14 protein-coding genes are annotated in these 16,356 nt (G+C 45.3%); 9 read left to right on the top strand and 5 right to left on the bottom strand.

What is annotated here, in order from left to right; genetic code table 11:
- Positions 1 to 38: 38 nt before the first annotated feature.
- A complete protein-coding gene (locus F0220_RS29570; RefSeq protein WP_091012358.1) occupies positions 39 to 725 on the top strand; it encodes a hypothetical protein in 687 nt (228 codons plus the stop codon).
- 138 nt (positions 726 to 863) lie between these two features.
- On the opposite strand, the gene F0220_RS29565 is transcribed toward F0220_RS29570, so the two are convergent.
- Positions 864 to 2,993 carry a 5'-nucleotidase C-terminal domain-containing protein gene (locus F0220_RS29565; protein ID WP_374954419.1) on the bottom strand — a complete coding sequence of 710 codons (2,130 nt, stop codon included), beginning with the start codon at positions 2,991 to 2,993 and terminating at the stop codon, positions 864 to 866.
- 426 nt (positions 2,994 to 3,419) lie between these two features.
- Between F0220_RS29565 and F0220_RS29560 the strand changes: the two genes are divergently transcribed.
- Positions 3,420 to 4,382: an endo-1,4-beta-xylanase gene (locus F0220_RS29560; RefSeq protein ID WP_091012361.1), complete on the top strand. Its 963-nt coding sequence runs from the start codon at positions 3,420 to 3,422 to the stop codon at positions 4,380 to 4,382.
- A gap of 184 nt (positions 4,383 to 4,566) precedes the next feature.
- Here the strand turns inward: F0220_RS29560 and F0220_RS29555 are convergent, their stop codons facing one another.
- The 3 genes from F0220_RS29555 to F0220_RS29545 form a co-directional block, all read right to left on the bottom strand.
- Complete coding sequence (locus F0220_RS29555; RefSeq protein ID WP_105600518.1) at positions 4,567 to 5,736, bottom strand: MFS transporter; 1,170 nt, start codon at positions 5,734 to 5,736, stop codon at positions 4,567 to 4,569.
- Between the two features lie 318 nt (positions 5,737 to 6,054).
- A complete protein-coding gene (locus F0220_RS29550; RefSeq protein WP_105600517.1) occupies positions 6,055 to 7,395 on the bottom strand; it encodes a glycoside hydrolase family 30 protein in 1,341 nt (446 codons plus the stop codon).
- A 308-nt stretch (positions 7,396 to 7,703) separates the two neighbouring features.
- Positions 7,704 to 9,221 carry a leucine-rich repeat domain-containing protein gene (locus tag F0220_RS29545; RefSeq protein ID WP_181155517.1) on the bottom strand — a complete coding sequence of 506 codons (1,518 nt, stop codon included), beginning with the start codon at positions 9,219 to 9,221 and terminating at the stop codon, positions 7,704 to 7,706.
- 381 nt (positions 9,222 to 9,602) lie between these two features.
- On the opposite strand from F0220_RS29545, the gene F0220_RS29540 reads away from it, so the two are divergent.
- From F0220_RS29540 to F0220_RS29510, 7 genes are all read left to right on the top strand, one after another.
- A complete protein-coding gene (locus F0220_RS29540; protein WP_105600514.1) occupies positions 9,603 to 10,493 on the top strand; it encodes a diacylglycerol/lipid kinase family protein in 891 nt (296 codons plus the stop codon).
- Between the two features lie 147 nt (positions 10,494 to 10,640).
- Positions 10,641 to 11,558: an aldo/keto reductase gene (locus F0220_RS29535; RefSeq protein WP_105600512.1), complete on the top strand. Its 918-nt coding sequence runs from the start codon at positions 10,641 to 10,643 to the stop codon at positions 11,556 to 11,558.
- A gap of 272 nt (positions 11,559 to 11,830) precedes the next feature.
- A complete protein-coding gene (locus F0220_RS29530; protein WP_105600510.1) occupies positions 11,831 to 13,213 on the top strand; it encodes a transcriptional regulator in 1,383 nt (460 codons plus the stop codon).
- 240 nt (positions 13,214 to 13,453) lie between these two features.
- Positions 13,454 to 13,624: an aspartyl-phosphate phosphatase Spo0E family protein gene (locus F0220_RS29525; RefSeq protein WP_091012370.1), complete on the top strand. Its 171-nt coding sequence runs from the start codon at positions 13,454 to 13,456 to the stop codon at positions 13,622 to 13,624.
- A 99-nt stretch (positions 13,625 to 13,723) separates the two neighbouring features.
- A complete protein-coding gene (locus F0220_RS29520; protein WP_036611682.1) occupies positions 13,724 to 14,104 on the top strand; it encodes a GntR family transcriptional regulator in 381 nt (126 codons plus the stop codon).
- Entirely contained in the window at positions 14,101 to 14,976 is an 876-nt protein-coding gene (locus tag F0220_RS29515) for an ATP-binding cassette domain-containing protein (RefSeq protein WP_105600508.1), read from the top strand. The genes F0220_RS29520 and F0220_RS29515 overlap by 4 nt, the downstream gene beginning before the upstream one ends.
- Positions 14,973 to 15,671: a hypothetical protein gene (locus tag F0220_RS29510; RefSeq protein WP_105600507.1), complete on the top strand. Its 699-nt coding sequence runs from the start codon at positions 14,973 to 14,975 to the stop codon at positions 15,669 to 15,671. Before F0220_RS29515 ends, F0220_RS29510 begins: the two co-directional genes overlap by 4 nt.
- Positions 15,672 to 15,790: 119 nt before the next feature.
- On the opposite strand, the gene F0220_RS29505 is transcribed toward F0220_RS29510, so the two are convergent.
- Positions 15,791 to 16,309 carry a hypothetical protein gene (locus F0220_RS29505; protein WP_091012376.1) on the bottom strand — a complete coding sequence of 173 codons (519 nt, stop codon included), beginning with the start codon at positions 16,307 to 16,309 and terminating at the stop codon, positions 15,791 to 15,793.
- Positions 16,310 to 16,356: the final 47 nt, after the last annotated feature.

The raw sequence follows: 16,356 nt of genomic DNA, 5'->3' as shown, positions 1-16,356 counted from the left end.
GGTATATATAGCAACCATACCAGGTGAGGGGTGGATGTATGGCACGAATCCGACTAATATGCTGGCTAACAGGTATTGCATTGCTGGTTAGTCTAACGGGATGTACAACTCTGTTTGTCAATTCAGATGATCGTGCGGAGAACGTGCTCTCCCAAAAGCGAATGAATGAACTCCGCAAGGAATATCCGCTATCCACTGGCGTTCCCGCGACGATTAACATGAGAGAAGTGAGCTTCAGAGAGATCATGACATATGGGGATGGGGTCGTTGTGGCAGAGGTTATGAATGTTTTGCCGAGTTTTCGTGTGGAGTTGACTACTGAGCCGGGCACGCCTGAGCGAAAGATGGCTGATAAGGATCGGGCTACTGGAACGACACCCTATCAACCTGAATTCATCTCCTATGGGGTGAGGGTACATGAAGTGGTAACAGGAGATGATGTGCCCGAGGACACTTTTTTATTTTACAACGCTGACTTTGCAGGTGTGGAGCCTGAACTTAAACCAGGTATGAAGATTATCGCTGTAGTCAAAAAGGGGACGACTGGAGAACAGCTGGGAGGATATTCGTTCACCCGCTACGGCACGTACTATATTGTTGATGGTGACTACGTACTTGCCACCTATGAGGGTGAATCGGAGGAATCACGTTACTTTACGGAACAAACGAATGGTATACAACTGGACGCTTTTATGGATAAAATCAAGAACCTGCCACAACGCTAAATGACTTTTTTCCATAGAGCAGTTATAGCAATTATTATAAATGTTCTTTAACATAAAAAAGGGCGATCCCTTCCATGATATCCATGGGAGGGATCGCCCTTTTTCTTTTTCGTTAAGCGTGGTACGTCACGATTGTACCTATTTCAAAATACTCACATATTTCCCGTATACAAATGCTACACGTCCATCCAGCTTCACTTTTACCCAGCCATACTTGTCTGTACTGATCACCTCAAGCACAGTGCCCTTTGGTACTGCAGCAACAACTTTGGCCTTGGATGAAGCGCCAGCGCGTACGTTCAGGTAAGCTGCAGTGACCTTGGCTTGTTGGCCTTTGGTGACAGTTCCTGGTTTACCAGTGCTTGGTGTTGATGGTTTACCAGGTTTCGATGTGCCTGGAGTTGGTGTTGGTTTAGGTACTGTTGGCGTTGTTGGCTTCTCAGGTGTAGGAGTAGTTGCTCCCTCACCACTACCTACTGCTTTGCGAGTTTTGTTCAGCTGTTGATAGAACGCTCCCTTGGTTTTCACGCCTGCGAATTGTACCGCACTCACATCTGCTTTGGCAGATAACGTATCAATCTCTTCCTGAGTCACCGTATCCAAAATGTTAATGGAGGCAATGTTGGTGTACTTGCCATCTTCCGTTGTTGGGACAGACATGATGCCGTCGTTAATTAACTCCACTACATCTGCACGTTCCGGTGCAGTCAGGTCTACGCCGGTGATTTTCCAGTTATGTTGAATCTTCGGTTCGTAGACACCTTTCATAACATCTTTCAGATAGGCGATGGACAGGTTGCGAATTGTGCCTTGAATCTCACCAAATGCCGAGGCATCCTTGGAGGACCAGAGCTGCTTGAACTTGCGACCTTCCATGGCGCCACCTTTGGCAATCAGCGCTTCCATCCGGTAGGCATTCATACCGAGCTTCAGCGTATCGTCTTCTTTGACCACTGACCCATCGCTGTACTTGAGATTTTTAATCCGACTACCGTATGGCTTGGTCAGGTCAATCTCATACGTTACGCCGCCGAAGAAATCATCGGTGCTGTATTTGGAAGCGCGTCGTTTCGGATCAAAGCTGACGGTCACATCACCAGGGCGTGTGGAGTTGAAGTATCCCGCAGACCACTCCATATAATCCATCAGATCGCGTCCGGTTACTTCATATACGGTCACTTCACCAAAGGTGTATTGGTAGTTGAACGCAATATCCTTTTTCTTGATCGGGCCTACATCCAGCTTGGCCTTGTCGTTATCAATCTGGTGCGCGACCACATCGGCATCACTGTAATGCAACATCACTTCTGTGAAGAAATCAGACAAAGGTGTTTCCTGGATCTGCACCGCAGGGATACCCTTAATCTCATCAGCAGGGACCAGGTTCGTTCCTTTCAGTTCAGCCACTTCAATGTTGGCATCGGCACGAGCGAACTCGTGGAATGGGTGCAAAGTCTCTTCCAGCGCAGGATCGGAGACTTCATATGTTCCGTCTGCTGCTTTCACAGCGAGAGCTTGAGCTTCCTTGCTTTTCAGCACAACTTTGTCGCCATCTTTTTCAAATGTAAGGTCAATTCGAGAGATATGCGAGCCATATTTATTCGGTTCGGAGATCAATACGCCGTTAACCGTTTGGGATTCAATCAAAGTATGCATGTGTCCGGCAAAAATGGCAGCCAGCTCCGGGTTGGCATTGGCGATATCCGTCACTCCGGTTCCCGGATTACCGTTCTCGTTGTCCAATCCCATATGCATGAGTCCAACCATGACATCGACTTTGCCTTTTAGCTCAGCAATGGCCTTCTTGGTCTCTTCCACAGGATCTTTGACGATGATGCCGTCCAGGTGATCCGTACCTTTCTCAAACTCGGTAATCATAGGTGTGTTCATTCCAATAACACCGACTTTGATGCCGTCTTTCTCAATAATCGTATAGGCAGGCATGTAGCGGTCGCCGTTTTCTTTGAAAATGTTACCCACGAGAGGCTGTCCATTGAATTGGGAAGAGATCTTCTCCAGTACGTCCAGTCCGAAGTTAAACTCATGGTTACCCATAACCCATGCGTCATATTTCATTTCGTTCATTGCAACCATCATGGGAGATTGGGGTTGATCATTGAACAACTCAGCCGAGTTATCCTGAATCATGTCTCCTGCATCCAGTAGGATCGTATTGGGATTCTCCGCACGCACTTTTTTTACAATGGTGTAGAGCTGTGTCATGCTTCCGGTTGGGTTTGGACCATCCAAAGCATAGTCCCACGGCATGAATCGACCATGTATATCCGATGTACCCAGCAACGTGATCTTGGTCTCCTTGTCTGCCTCAGCAGCCTGAACCGGAGTGGAAGCAAAAGGGGCGAACAAAATGGAGGCACATAAGAGGAAAGATAAAGGCCATCCGGCGAAGCGTTTCGTTGAAATTTTGCGCATGTTGTAATCTCCCTTGTTATCTAGTGTGTGTAAAGATATGTATCATTTCATACTAGATAAACATCTAGTGAATGTAAACTCCAATGTAAGAGTTATGTTGGATTTAAGAGATTGAATCGATAATTAGCCTCAGAAAAACCACTAAATTCTATTTTTTTACAATAAAATACTATAATTTGACAGGTGTTAAAAACCAAAATTATCCAGTAAAATGGTTTTTGTAAGCGCTTTACAAAAAATGAATACTAAGGAGGAAAATCATTGATTAAGTCTAAGTGGTTTAAAACAGTCGGCTCACTGGCATTGGTAGGGATTCTCGCTGCTTCTGTTGCGGTTGGTAGTGTGAGTGCTGGTTTGGCGAAAGGTAGCAAATTTCTGGGCAATATTATTGCCAACCAGGTTCCTTCGAATTTTAGCCCATATTGGAATCAGGTAACTCCGGAGAACTCAACCAAGTGGGATGCTATTGAAGGCACACGCAACGTAATGAATTGGGGCCAGGCGGATATGGCCTACAACTATGCTAACAACAACGGATTTCCGTTCAAATTCCATACGCTCGTATGGGGAAATCAACAGCCAAATTGGATTAACAGTCTCTCAGCCGCAGATCAGAAGGCTGAAGTGACACAATGGATTAAAGCTGCAGGACAGCGGTATTCGAAGTCTGCCTTCGTTGATGTGGTGAATGAACCTCTGCATGCGAAACCATCCTATCGCAATGCCATTGGTGGAGATGGGGCAACGGGTTGGGATTGGGTTATCTGGTCATTCCAACAGGCGAGACAAGCCTTCCCTAACTCCAAACTGTTAATTAATGAATATGGTATTATCGGTGATCCTGCTAAAGCGGACCAATATATCCAGATTATCAACCTTTTGAAAAACAGAGGTCTAGTTGATGGTATTGGAATCCAGGCGCATTACTTCAATATGGACAACGTTTCTGTGAGCACGATGAACACGGTATTGAACAAGCTTGCAGCAACAGGGTTGCCAATCTATGTATCCGAGCTGGATATGACAGGTGACGATAATACACAATTGCAACGTTATCAGCAGAAATTCCCTGTGCTGTGGAAACACTCTGCTGTTAAAGGTGTGACGCTGTGGGGTTACAACCAGAATCAAACCTGGCAGGCTGGCTCCCACTTGGTCAATAGCAACGGTACAGAACGTCCGGCTATGCAATGGCTGAGAAATTACCTGGCAAACAATCCTTAAGTTTACGTATTGATGTGGCTGAGCATCTCGTAGAAATTCGATAATGATATCACATCAAAAAGCGCCTGTCCCACATGATGAGTATGGGGACATGGCGCTTTTTGATGTGCGAATATTTTGTCTCCCTGTTTGATCAACCACTGGTGCGAGGAGTCAAGAATCCGAATGATGGTCGTTCTGAACTTTAAGCAACCGAGCGTGAGGAGAAGCATTTGATTTTAATCCATATCAATACAAAAGCGATCAGTGCAAAGATCATTCCGCTCCAGACCAGTTGATGTACTCCCAGGTTTGCGATGAACCAGCCGCCGATAGCAGTACCCAGGGTAATACCGAGGTTGGAAAAGGATACATACAAGCTGTTGCCGAATTCAGGCGCATCTTGCGCTTCAGCGGTTAACCAGGTTTGGCTTACAATTAATCCTCCTGAATGCACGGATGCCCAGAGGATGACTACAATAACCATCCACATGAAGTGGGGACCGGCCCAATAGACGAGTGCGTAAGCTGCTACATACAGCAGGGGGAACATGAGGACAGTTCGGACCACGCTCTTACGCAGAAACTGTCCAAACCCCAAATTTCCGATGATCATGACGACACCAAAGACAGTCAGCATGACACTGATCCATGATCCGCTCATTTGGGTGACCTGTCCAAGATACTCGGCGAAATAGCTGTATACGGAGAACATGGCGGCGAATATAAAAATGACTGCGACAACATTCAGCCATAATCCAGGTTTGCGCAGAATACCGAGTTGCTTGCCATAGGACATCTTTTCCTTCACGGGCATCGAGGGTAACCAGATCCATATGCCGATCAAAGCGACCACACTGACCATCGCTCCAAACAGGAAGGCGATTTCGAGGGATAGGCGTTCAGCAAGATACGATGTCAGTGGCACGCCAAAGGCAAAGCCCGCGGTAACTCCGGTGAATACTTTGGCGACGGCCTGACTGCTTTTCTCTGCCGGAACGAGTTGGGCACTGGTGACCAGGGCTACGGAAAAGAAGACGGGATGGAATAACGCGGGAATGATACGGAAGATAAGCATGGTATCAAATGTTGTGGCGTAGGCATAGACGACGTTCGAAATGGCAAACATCAGCACAGCGGCTAAAAGGATGATTTTGCGATTAATTCCAGACGCCAGCAAGGTGAGAAAAGGACCCGCGATGGCTACGACCAGCGCAAATATACTGACCAGCCAACCTGCCTGTGCAGCCGTAATGTTGAATTTGTGCGCAACCTGAGGCAGCACCCCCACAATCCCCATTTCTGTTGTAATGATCCCGAATACACCCAGTGCCAGAATCAGGATAAGCAGCGGGTTGACCTGTTGTGATTTCATGTAAAGCGTACCTCCAGTGAATTTAGATATACAGAAAAATAGATGTATTATGTCGAAATGAACCTGCCTTGCCTCCTATAACTCCTATAATGTGATGGACATGAGAGTAAGCTCTGGATTACATTATATCTAGATTTATAGATTTGTAAATATAAAAGCTTGAACGTCATATCTTTAAGTTGCCTTCGGCTTGTGTTTCACAGGAGTAATAATGGTGAAAATAAGCCTGGTCTGGCCCATAAAAAATAGCGCCGGCCCGGGGAATCTTTGGGGCCTGACGCTATTGATGTCCGCGTTTTTAACGAGGTATTGGATTAGTTACTTCGGTTGAATAACCATGCTGTTGAACGAATCGGCTTCCAACTTCATGTGTAGGGTCTGTCCTTCTTCAAGGGTTAGATACAGGTCACGACGGTCCTGGAATGGGTTGTTGATGACAATGACGAGACTGTTATCCGGGTTGCGGAAAGCGACGGATTTCCCGCTCCAGGCGCCTGACAGACCGACTTTTCGAGCACCAGGAACAATATGATGAGCGAAGTGTTTCATCACATAATACTCCGGGTTCCGAGTAACCTCCTTATTGTCCGGATCTACGGTGATCATGGAGTTTTGCTCCCAGCCCCATGTGCTGCGGCCTTTGGGTTCCAGAACCATGTTCCAGTAGATGTACGCGTTCACGCCGTTGCTGAAGTAATGCTGGTAGAGGTTATATACATATTTGGCGTAATTCCATGAGTTGTTGCCATCACCGCATTCGTTCTCGGTCTGCATATAACGCAGCTCCGGATAACTTGCCGAGGTACGTTGAATGGCATTTTTGCCTGCCCACTGATATCCAACACCCTTGATATAGGAATAGGCCTTCGGATCACTTAGGACAAGCCCTGCGTACTCATCGAAGTCATTTGTTTTTTTCTTAATCAATTCCTCCCATGGATCAGGGGCGTTGATCGTTCCGAGCCAGATTTCCGTATCCAGACCGTGTTTGTCAAAAGCCGGGCCCAGATAATCGGCGATGAACTCACGAAGCTGCTCGCCTGTCCACATGCAAGAAGGAAATTTCTGATCTGCAATCACTTCGTTCTGCACATGCACCTGATGGATGGTAATGCCTGCGTCACGGTAAGCCTGTACAAATTTCACAAAATACAGGGCGTAGGCCTCCAGAATATCTTTCTCCCAGCGCAGTGTCCCATAGTTATAGGCTTTGGGCGACTTCATCCACGTTGGCGGGCTCCATGGCGAGGCGAAGAATTGCAGGTTCGGGTTATAACTCAGAGCTTCCTTGATGTAAGGAATCAGATATTTGAAATCACGTTTGATCGAAAAATGTTCCATGGCCACGTCGCCGTCCACTTCGTTGTGGCTGTACCATTGCTCTGCATAATCACTTGCGCCGATCGGCAGGCGACAGATGTTAAACTTGTGCTCGCCCTCTGGATGGAAGAGAGAGTGAAATACCTCATGGCGCTGCTCCTCATTCAAGTGGGACAGAGCCATATAACCAAGCTCGTTAAAACAGCCACCAAACCCTTCCACAAGTTGGTACTGTTCACCCGTCAGTTTTAAGTTAGCGCTTTCATTAGTAGGCACAAAAGATAACTTTTTCCATGGGCTATCTTGGGTTGTTGAATAACCAGTGAACGTGAATGTCATATGAATTTCCTCCTCGCTTGAACTCCAGCTGTCATAGATATTACGTTCAGTATAACAACTCTTGCGGCAAAAGAAGATATGCTAAACCGTGTGAAATTTACCCTAATCGAAGATGGAGTATCACGAGTTCGTATCCGAATAGACAGATTATATGCTGTATTTGTTTGTGATCGGCGATATCCATATACCATTATCCAATGTCATAATACAACTGTCATGACACAACAAAATCCCCGCTGATCGTTCAGACGGGGACTTTGCTTGTTTCTCATATTCTCTTATGGCTGGAAATGAACGTGAGACACTATTTAAGGCTGCACACTCTCACCAAGCTGTTTATTTTCAAAAATCAGAATCGTTTTGCTGCTTCCGATGTAACCAACCGTCGTATTGAATTGCTCCGAGATGAAGCGTACCGGTACAAAAGCTTTACCATTTTTCATCAGAAGAGGAGCATCATTGATCGCAAGCGTATCATCCACAACAACTTGTTTGTTGCCCACGCTCCAGCGGATGGTCTTATCATTCTGTGTGATCACAGCTTCGCGCGTACCGCTGTTCCAGTTCACACGGGCATTTAACTGCTCGGAGACAAAACGCAGAGGCACATAGGTCCGGCCCTCATCGATAAAAGGTGCAGCATCCAGTGCATAAGCACGGTCCCCGACATAGGCGGTGGTTGACCCTTCAATCAGACGCTGGAAGCTGCCTTGCGGCGTTCGTTTCTGCTCCCGCACATTCATCCGGTTCAGAAGCTGCATCGTATGACTGCCACTCACAACATCCAGATAATTGTTCTGCACCGTGAGTCCGGCAGGCTCAACCTCTGATACAGAAGTCTGAATACCGGAGGATAACGAGGTAGACGCCGATATATCCTGTATAGCATTTGTCGCTGACTGATCACGGGTAAACGTAAAACCTGCGATTGGTGTCAGATCCCACACCCGGTTGTTGGATAATTTTAATACGTCCAGGCTGGAAAGCTGCCGTAAAGGTTCCAGATCATAGATCTGATTGGACTCTGCATTCAGCTCCGTCAGCCCAGTCAGCCCCTCAAGCCCCTTGAGATGCTGTACTTGGTTACCAGAGATATCAAGTGTCCGAAGGCGTGTCATGTGCTCCAGTGGTGTCAGATCCGTGATTTGGTTGCCTGCCACATTCAGATTCCGCAGTGTATTTGGCAATTCAGCCAGTACGTCCAGCGTTTGAATCTGGTTATTCGATACATTGAGTTGTTGGAGCCGAGTTTTACCCATGAGCGGTGTCAGATTGCTAATGGTATTGTTCGAGATCTCGAGCCACTTCAGTGCATCCGCATCCGAGAGGGCCGCAAGACTGGCAATCTGGTTACCGCTGGCGTGGAACGTATGTAATCGGTTGAACTCACGTACAACCTCTATGGAAGAAATGGAATTGTTGCTGATATACAGCCGTCCCAAGTCTTTCAATTCAGTAAGTGCGTCTATGGATGTAATGTAATTATTGCGAACATCGATTTCCCGAAGCTGGGTTAGGTGCTCCAGCGGTGTGAGATCCTCAATCTCATTTCCATATAATCGGAGGTGAGTCAGATTGGTTGCATATTCGAGACCGGAGAGGCTGTGAATACCTGCATTGCTCAGATCCACCACCTCAAGCTGCTCCAGATCCGTTGAAGTTAATGGCACATCCAGAGGTTTGTTCAGGATTAACTTCAGTCCTTCCTCCAAAGCTGGATCTTCAATGATTCCCTCGCCCAAGTCTGTAGTGGTGTAAGCCATGGCTTGCCCCGATGCCCCGAGACTCAGGATGAATACTAGAAATAGTAGCGTCATTCTTCTCATTGCATGCATTCCCTCCAATTTTTTAGAATTATAAAATAATCCGAACAGATTGAGTTAGATAAGTATAGTAGTTACACGATAACAGCGACCGAAAGGTTATTCTGCCCACGGAGTGTTCAGTGTGAATTGAAGAGTTTAACATATGTAGGTTCGGCTCAAAGCACATCTATAGTTATTAACCCGTCAACAGGGAAAAGGAACAAGAAATTTCGTAATGGGTATTTGTCTACTTCTATTCTATATGAAACAAACCCTGCTCTGCACTCTTCAGAGACATGTTTATCAAAAAAAATGGAACATCCCCCGCAGACCCTATTCAACCCACCCTTGAAACGGGTAAAGATAAAGTAAAGATGCCATTTTGGAGGGGAAGATGTGAGTATGCGCCAAGCCATGATCATTAGTAATCCATCGTCAGGTAAGGAAGAGGCCGAGCAGTATGTGTCCCAAGTCAGAGAAGTTCTGGAGTCACAGCAGTATGAGGTGGTTGTTAATGAGACGGCTGGGGAAGGTGATGCGACCAACTACTGTCTGAGTGCCTGCAAAGACGGCTGTGATCTGGTCATCTCCATCGGAGGCGACGGTACACTACATGAGACGATTAACGGCATGATGGATCAGGATCACCGTCCCCGACTGGGCGTGGTACCGCTAGGTACGGTGAATGATTTTGCACGTGCGCTGAATATCTCGCTTGACCCGGAAGAAGCCATTAGGCAGTTACGTTCGAATCAGACCCATATCGTGGATTTGGGGAAAATCAATGATCGCCTGTTTGCCAACGTTGTGGCTGCGGGTTCTTTGGCAGAAGCTTTGTTCTCCGTATCCTCGGAAGAGAAGTCGAAGTTGGGATCATTCGCATATCTCAAAGAAGGCTTGAAAGACCTGGTGAATACACCAGCCAATCATCTAACCATCGAATATGACGGACAGTTCTGGGAGGGGGAATCGCCACTTTTTCTGGCGGCGCTGACCAACTCGGTCGGAGGATTCGAGAAGTTGTCCCCGGATGCAGAGGTGGACGATGGTTTGATACATTGTTTTGTTGTTCGTAATATCAGTGTGTTCAACAGTCTGACCCTTGGCACTTCCCTTTTCTTTGGTAGTCTGAAAGACCATAAGGACGTGGACTATTTTACAGCCAAAGAAGTTCATGTTCGCTCAGACGAAGCCATTCGCACCAATGTAGATGGGGAAGAAGGTCCTGCCCTGCCGATTCATATCGGTGTCCTGCCAAGGCACATTGAGGTTATCATACCGGAAGAAGTATAACTTATTCTTTTGGATATATAGGCTGGAATGAAGAACCTATCATTTCTCCATATGAATGTAGGATAAAGCTATTGAAACCGATTGCAGATATATGTCACAATCAAAGGTAAGATACACGATAATATTCGAATATGGAGGGAAAACATCTTGAGAACGATTAAATTGGGCAGCAGTGCACTAGAAGTACCTGTAGTCGCGGTGGGTTGCATGCGTATTAATTCACTAGACGGTAAGGAAGCCGAACATTTTGTTCGTTCTGCAATGGAGGTTGGCGCGAATTTCTTTGACCATGCCGACATTTATGGTACAGGAACATGTGAGGAAATCTTCGCCGAAGCGGTACAGATGAATCCCCAAGTTCGTGAAAATATGATTCTTCAATCCAAATGCGGTATCCGCAAAGGCATGTTTGATTTCTCCAAAGAGCACATCCTGAATTCAGTCGATGGCATCCTGCAACGTCTGAAAACGGAATATCTTGATGTTCTGCTTCTGCATCGTCCTGATGCATTGGTTGAGCCGGAGGAAGTGGCTGAAGCCTTTGATCAACTGGAGCGCGAAGGTAAAGTGCGTCACTTCGGGGTATCCAACCAGAATCCGAACCAGATCGAATTGTTGAAAAAATACGTGAAACAGCCACTGGTAGCCAACCAGTTGCAGATGAGTATTACCAATACCACGATGATTGACAGTGGAATCAACGTGAACATGGAGAACGAAGCTGCGGTTAACCGTGACGGCAGTATCCTTGATTATTGTCGTCTGCATGATATCACCATTCAGCCGTGGTCCCCGTTCCAGTACGGATTCTTCGAAGGTGTATTTCTGGGTAGCGACAAGTTCCCGGAATTGAATGCAAAGATTGACGAGATTGCTGCGAAATATGACGTGAGCAATACAACGATTGCAATCGCATGGTTGCTTCGTCACCCTGCGCAGATGCAACCTGTGACAGGCACGATGAATATTGAACGTCTGCAAGACTGTGTAAAAGCAGGAGATGTTCATCTCACTCGTCCAGAGTGGTATGAAATTTACCGTGCAGCAGGCAATATACTGCCTTAAATCCAAGTTATAGTGAGCATGCTGACTGCTGAGTCAGTTGAGGACACGAGCCCGTGAATGGCTCGTGTTTTTTGCCTATTTTCAGGTTTGATGTCAGGCACGTTTCCGATATAAAATAAGGATAGGATTGTCCGTTTTATAAAAGGATTAAAATGGTTTTAATACAAATTAGTTGAAATTATTATATTGACCGATACTTTCTAATTACATATAATTACTTTTGCATACCGATAATCCCGTTTATGTTTTTTATTTTGGAGGGTGGTGTTCGTTTGGAGTCGACAACCACGATACGCGATCACTTGGAAAGTTATCTGAAGCGTGAACAGATGTCCATTAGTCATTTTTCGGAAACGTCAGGGATTAATTCGGGTACGCTCAGCAATATTTTGAATAAAAATCGGCCTATTGCCATGCAGCAGTTGGATCGCATCACTTCTGCCATGAGACTGGAAGAAGGTTACTTCTATGAGTTATACATAGACGAGTGTTTTGTACACGCGACCCCGGACTGGCGAAGACTGGGACCCTTCCTTCATCGCTGTGCCGAGTTGGACAAGTTGGACTGTATTGAAGAGGTTATTCGTCTGATGATGGATAATCTATCCTATATTCCTTTGTTATTTGATGTGGCTGAAGAATTCTACCAAGCGGGTAAATTCAAACCAGCCATTCTTCTATATGAAAACATTGCTGAAAGCGAGAAAATGCAACATTCCGAGCGGCTTGCACTCTGTCAGTACCGACTGTTCAGGTTGGGACTGAGCAATGATCAGCACCGGAATCTGATTATTGCATCTCGGTTCGAATATTATGTGGATCGGCTGGATGAACGCTTCCAGTTGGATGCGCTTAACGAACTGATTAATGCTTTTGGAGCATTGCATAGATGGGACAAGGTTCAGGAGTTATCTGAAAAATTGAAAATAAAAGCGTCCATCCACTATGAGATGAATGGCCGACGGAAACAAGAAGAGACAAAAAGACCAATTGTTTTCTATATTCTATACTCCGATCTAGCTGCAGGAAGTGCCTGTTATCAATTGAAGGACTACACTGGGGCACTTAAATATGTTTCTTTATATTCGGATAATCGCTGGGTGAGGAACCCGGATAAAGATGAAATCGTTGTTATGAATCAGTTTCAGGAATGGGCTGAAGCGAATCGATATATATATCATTTAATGGGTGGTCATTTTGAGGTGTTACCTGATTATCTGGCGTATATCTCGACGAAGGAAAATGAAATATTCCCAGCGCTGTGTGATATTGTAACAGCGGCTAATCGTTATGATAAGGATATTGATCATGTTCTCAAACAGTATGAATCGTACTTCACTTATCAGGAACAGAGTAACCGAATTGGCAAAGTGAGCAGTCAGGTTACGGATGATCGATATTTAAGACTTTTAGCAGATTTGGGTGCATATTATCTAAAGAAAGACGAGTATCATTTAGGGATAGAATTTGTGCTGGATAGTTTAAAATTTTCTATTGAAATTAGCAGTGGACGAGGTATGCTTAGAGGTGTCGGACTGTTCGAGCAATATCGGGAATTTGCATCTGAGACGGCGAAACAGCAATACAAAATGATAATTAGTGAGGTGCAGAAACTCAATGAAGAGAAAGTTGGCTTTGCTGATAGCTACCTGTAGTATCGTTGTATCCATCGTAGCCCCTGCTACGGAACCTGTCCCAGGCAAGGAAATCCCGAACCCCGAAATTATGAGACCCGCTGATCATGGATTTGGAACTTAATAAAAGTAAAGAACGCTTCTGAATAAATCAGAAGCGTTCTTTTTTTGTGTATCAAAGTGGAAGAATAAGTATGTCGTATCTCACATGCGCTTATGATTGGCATAATACACTAAAATATGACAAAAAGGAGGGATACTATGGATCGCCTGGATTTGATATCACGGATCGAAGATGCCAGACAGTTGTTATATCGCATGCATATGGAATACGGTAGTCTGCTTCATCCGGAAGTGATCCAGCAATCCGTAGTCCTGGACAGGCTTATTAATCAATACAATAGAGTCAAGGTAGGAAAGGCGATGAATTAAGTTCGCCTATTTACATTTGCGTCTTTGTATACTATAGTTAGTCACATGAGTAACTAACCGACTAACTCACTAATGAATACGTATGAAAGTTGGAGGCACATGAAATCGACTTTGGATGAATCTCAGCCTATTTTTCATCAGATTGCTACGATGATTATGGACGATATTGTGGAAGGCAGATTGAAGGTGGAAGAACAGGTTCCCTCAACCAATGAACTGTCGCGCTTCTACAATATCAATCCGGCTACAGCCCGCAAAGGACTGCAGGAACTCGTGGACAAGGGGATTATATACAAACAGCGAGGTGTTGGAATGTTTGTTGCAAAGGGAGCAAGAGAAGCATTGCTCGTTGAACGGAAGCAAGATTTTTATGAAGAATACATCAAGCCTTTACTTGAAGAAGCCAGACGGATTCACATGAATGAAGACATGATTATTGATCTGATTCGCGGCAAGAAGGATAAGGAGAGTGAGTTATGATTCATATGGAGCAGGTCAACTACAGCTACCAGAAGACGCCCGTTCTGAACCAGGTTACGCTACATGAGAGTGAGCCAATCATTGGTGCAATCTGGGGAAGAAATGGAGCGGGCAAAACAACCATGATGAGTTTACTGGCAGGGCATAACCGCCCGGACAGTGGAACCGTTCAGATCATGGGTCAAGACCCCTATAATAATCTGGCTGCCCAAGAGCATCTGTGCTACATCCAGGAGAATCATCCCCTGGGAAAAAACTGGACGGTTAGTGACATGGTCCAAATGGGGCAATATTTTCATCCGCAGTGGAATCAGGATTTGGCGGAACGTTTAATCAATGTGTTCGAACTACCGGAGAAGAAGAAAATCATTAAATTTTCGAAAGGCATGAAGACTGCCACCCAGATTATATTAGGTCTTGCCAGTAATGCAAAGATAACCATTCTGGATGAACCCACCAATGGGCTCGATGCTGAGAAGCGTAAGTTCTTCTACAATGCGCTACTGGAAAGTTATGAAGATAACCCGCGTCTGATTCTGATATCCAGCCATCATATTGAGGAGATTCAGCCTTTATGTGAGTCCATTATCGTTTTGCAAGCTGGAGAGGTGTTGTTAAATCAACCGATGGAAGAGATGCGCGAAAAAGGAGTTCTTCTAACAGGGGCAATTAACGATATCAACCGAGTCACAGCAGGTGTTAAAGTTATAGAGTCTTCCCAGATGGGATCGACTGTGAAAGTGATGATTGATGAGCCCTACTCGAAAATGTGGAAGGATATCGCTCATTCGCAGGGGCTTTCCATTGAGAAAGCGACATTACAAGATTATTTGGTTAACAGGACCCGTAATCAAGAGGGGGTTAAACCATGAACGCAGTAAAAGGTACGAACCGACTGATTCGCGATGATATGCGTTTGTATCTGAGCATATTTTCATCCATCGCTCTGATGCTCGCCGTTGTATATCTGGCCATTGGCTTCATATTTGATGTCTCGTATGCTACGCAACTGTTTGGTCCAATGTACGGAGGGATATGTACATTTGCAATCGGGGGAATTATTACACTGTTTCCGGTTGCGATCGGTATGGGCAGTACACGAATTCAATTCATGAAATCTTTCTATATGAACTCGGTATGGATGGTTGCAGGCACCATGGTCATTCTGCATGTGGCGTATTTCCTCATACACCTGCTTCAGGAAAAAGGAATTGTTGGCGTAACCCTTTATCAACCGGGCATGTTGTATTCAAGTGAATATCATTTCTTATCCTATCTGTGGATCGATCTGATGTGCGGCTTTCTCGTACTGGGAATCTCATTCTTCCCAACGGTTTGTTGGATGCGCTTGGGGATGCGTAACTTCTTCATTATGTTCTTTGGGGTTGGCTTGGTCTTTACGCTGATCATTACATTGGGCGATCTTGGTGAGTTTATGTTGTGGATTGCTAGGATCAATCGCATGACATTGTTCACCGTTCTGGGATGCATTGGCGGTGCGCTACTTCTGTCTACGTACCCGATGATGAAGAATGCACCGCTTACCATGAAATCCAAAAAAGACTGACAGGAAACAGTTATAAAGGAACTGGGTAAGGAATCTAAGCGAAACTTCCTGTAATACAAAAAACACGAGTGCGAACACGCCTCGTGTTTTTTCTGCAATCCAAAATGAATCTGTATGCGCTAAGCCTGAGCCTGCGGTTTGAATCCTTCGTCTTTGAGGTACTCGCCAGCTTCGCTACGCGTTTCAAATGCCATATCCAGATTATCACCGGAATACACATACCACATGTCATCTTCGTATTTTAAAGTCAGTGTATGTCCATCTTCATCGATCCACGTTCCGCCACTCGTAGAGGTTGTAGACAATGCAGGAGCAGCAGCTTTTACTTGTTCTGGTTCTTTAAATTCAACTGCGTTGGGATTGTGAGACATCGCTTGGATCGTTTCATCTAACAATGTGCGCAGATCTGTTTCGGAGTAATCACGAATATTGACGAATCCTTTAGCATCGGTCTCATAGTTAGTTAGTAGTCCTGCATAGATATAACCGTTACCGTTAGGATGAATATGGAGAGCAACAATCTTTTTATCATACGCACTATCCTCGTAGTGGAAATTAACACGACCGAGAGAAACATCTTTGCGTTGTAGTTGGGGATACGATTGTAGCACTTCAAGCTTTTGTTCCACGTTAAGCATAATTGCCTCCTGTAAATGTTCAATAGAGGTGATTATAACATGCCCTC

The sequence above is a fragment of the Paenibacillus sp. 37 genome (assembly GCF_008386395.1).
GTDB lineage: Bacteria > Bacillota > Bacilli > Paenibacillales > Paenibacillaceae > Paenibacillus > Paenibacillus amylolyticus_B.
The sequence above is the reverse complement of the archived record's forward strand: the minus strand, read 5'-3'. Positions and strand labels throughout refer to the sequence as shown.

Coding starts and splice junctions, on each gene's coding strand:
- F0220_RS29565 (WP_374954419.1), bottom strand. CDS start 2,993: ATGCCGTGGGACTATGCTTTGGATGGTCCAAACCCAACCGGAAGCATG.
- F0220_RS29520 (WP_036611682.1), top strand. CDS start 13,724: ATGAAATCGACTTTGGATGAATCTCAGCCTATTTTTCATCAGATTGCT.
- F0220_RS29540 (WP_105600514.1), top strand. CDS start 9,603: ATGCGCCAAGCCATGATCATTAGTAATCCATCGTCAGGTAAGGAAGAG.
- F0220_RS29555 (WP_105600518.1), bottom strand. CDS start 5,736: ATGAAATCACAACAGGTCAACCCGCTGCTTATCCTGATTCTGGCACTG.
- F0220_RS29505 (WP_091012376.1), bottom strand. CDS start 16,309: ATGCTTAACGTGGAACAAAAGCTTGAAGTGCTACAATCGTATCCCCAA.
- F0220_RS29550 (WP_105600517.1), bottom strand. CDS start 7,395: ATGACATTCACGTTCACTGGTTATTCAACAACCCAAGATAGCCCATGG.
- F0220_RS29515 (WP_105600508.1), top strand. CDS start 14,101: ATGATTCATATGGAGCAGGTCAACTACAGCTACCAGAAGACGCCCGTT.
- F0220_RS29545 (WP_181155517.1), bottom strand. CDS start 9,221: ATGAGAAGAATGACGCTACTATTTCTAGTATTCATCCTGAGTCTCGGG.
- F0220_RS29525 (WP_091012370.1), top strand. CDS start 13,454: ATGGATCGCCTGGATTTGATATCACGGATCGAAGATGCCAGACAGTTG.
- F0220_RS29510 (WP_105600507.1), top strand. CDS start 14,973: ATGAACGCAGTAAAAGGTACGAACCGACTGATTCGCGATGATATGCGT.
- F0220_RS29570 (WP_091012358.1), top strand. CDS start 39: ATGGCACGAATCCGACTAATATGCTGGCTAACAGGTATTGCATTGCTG.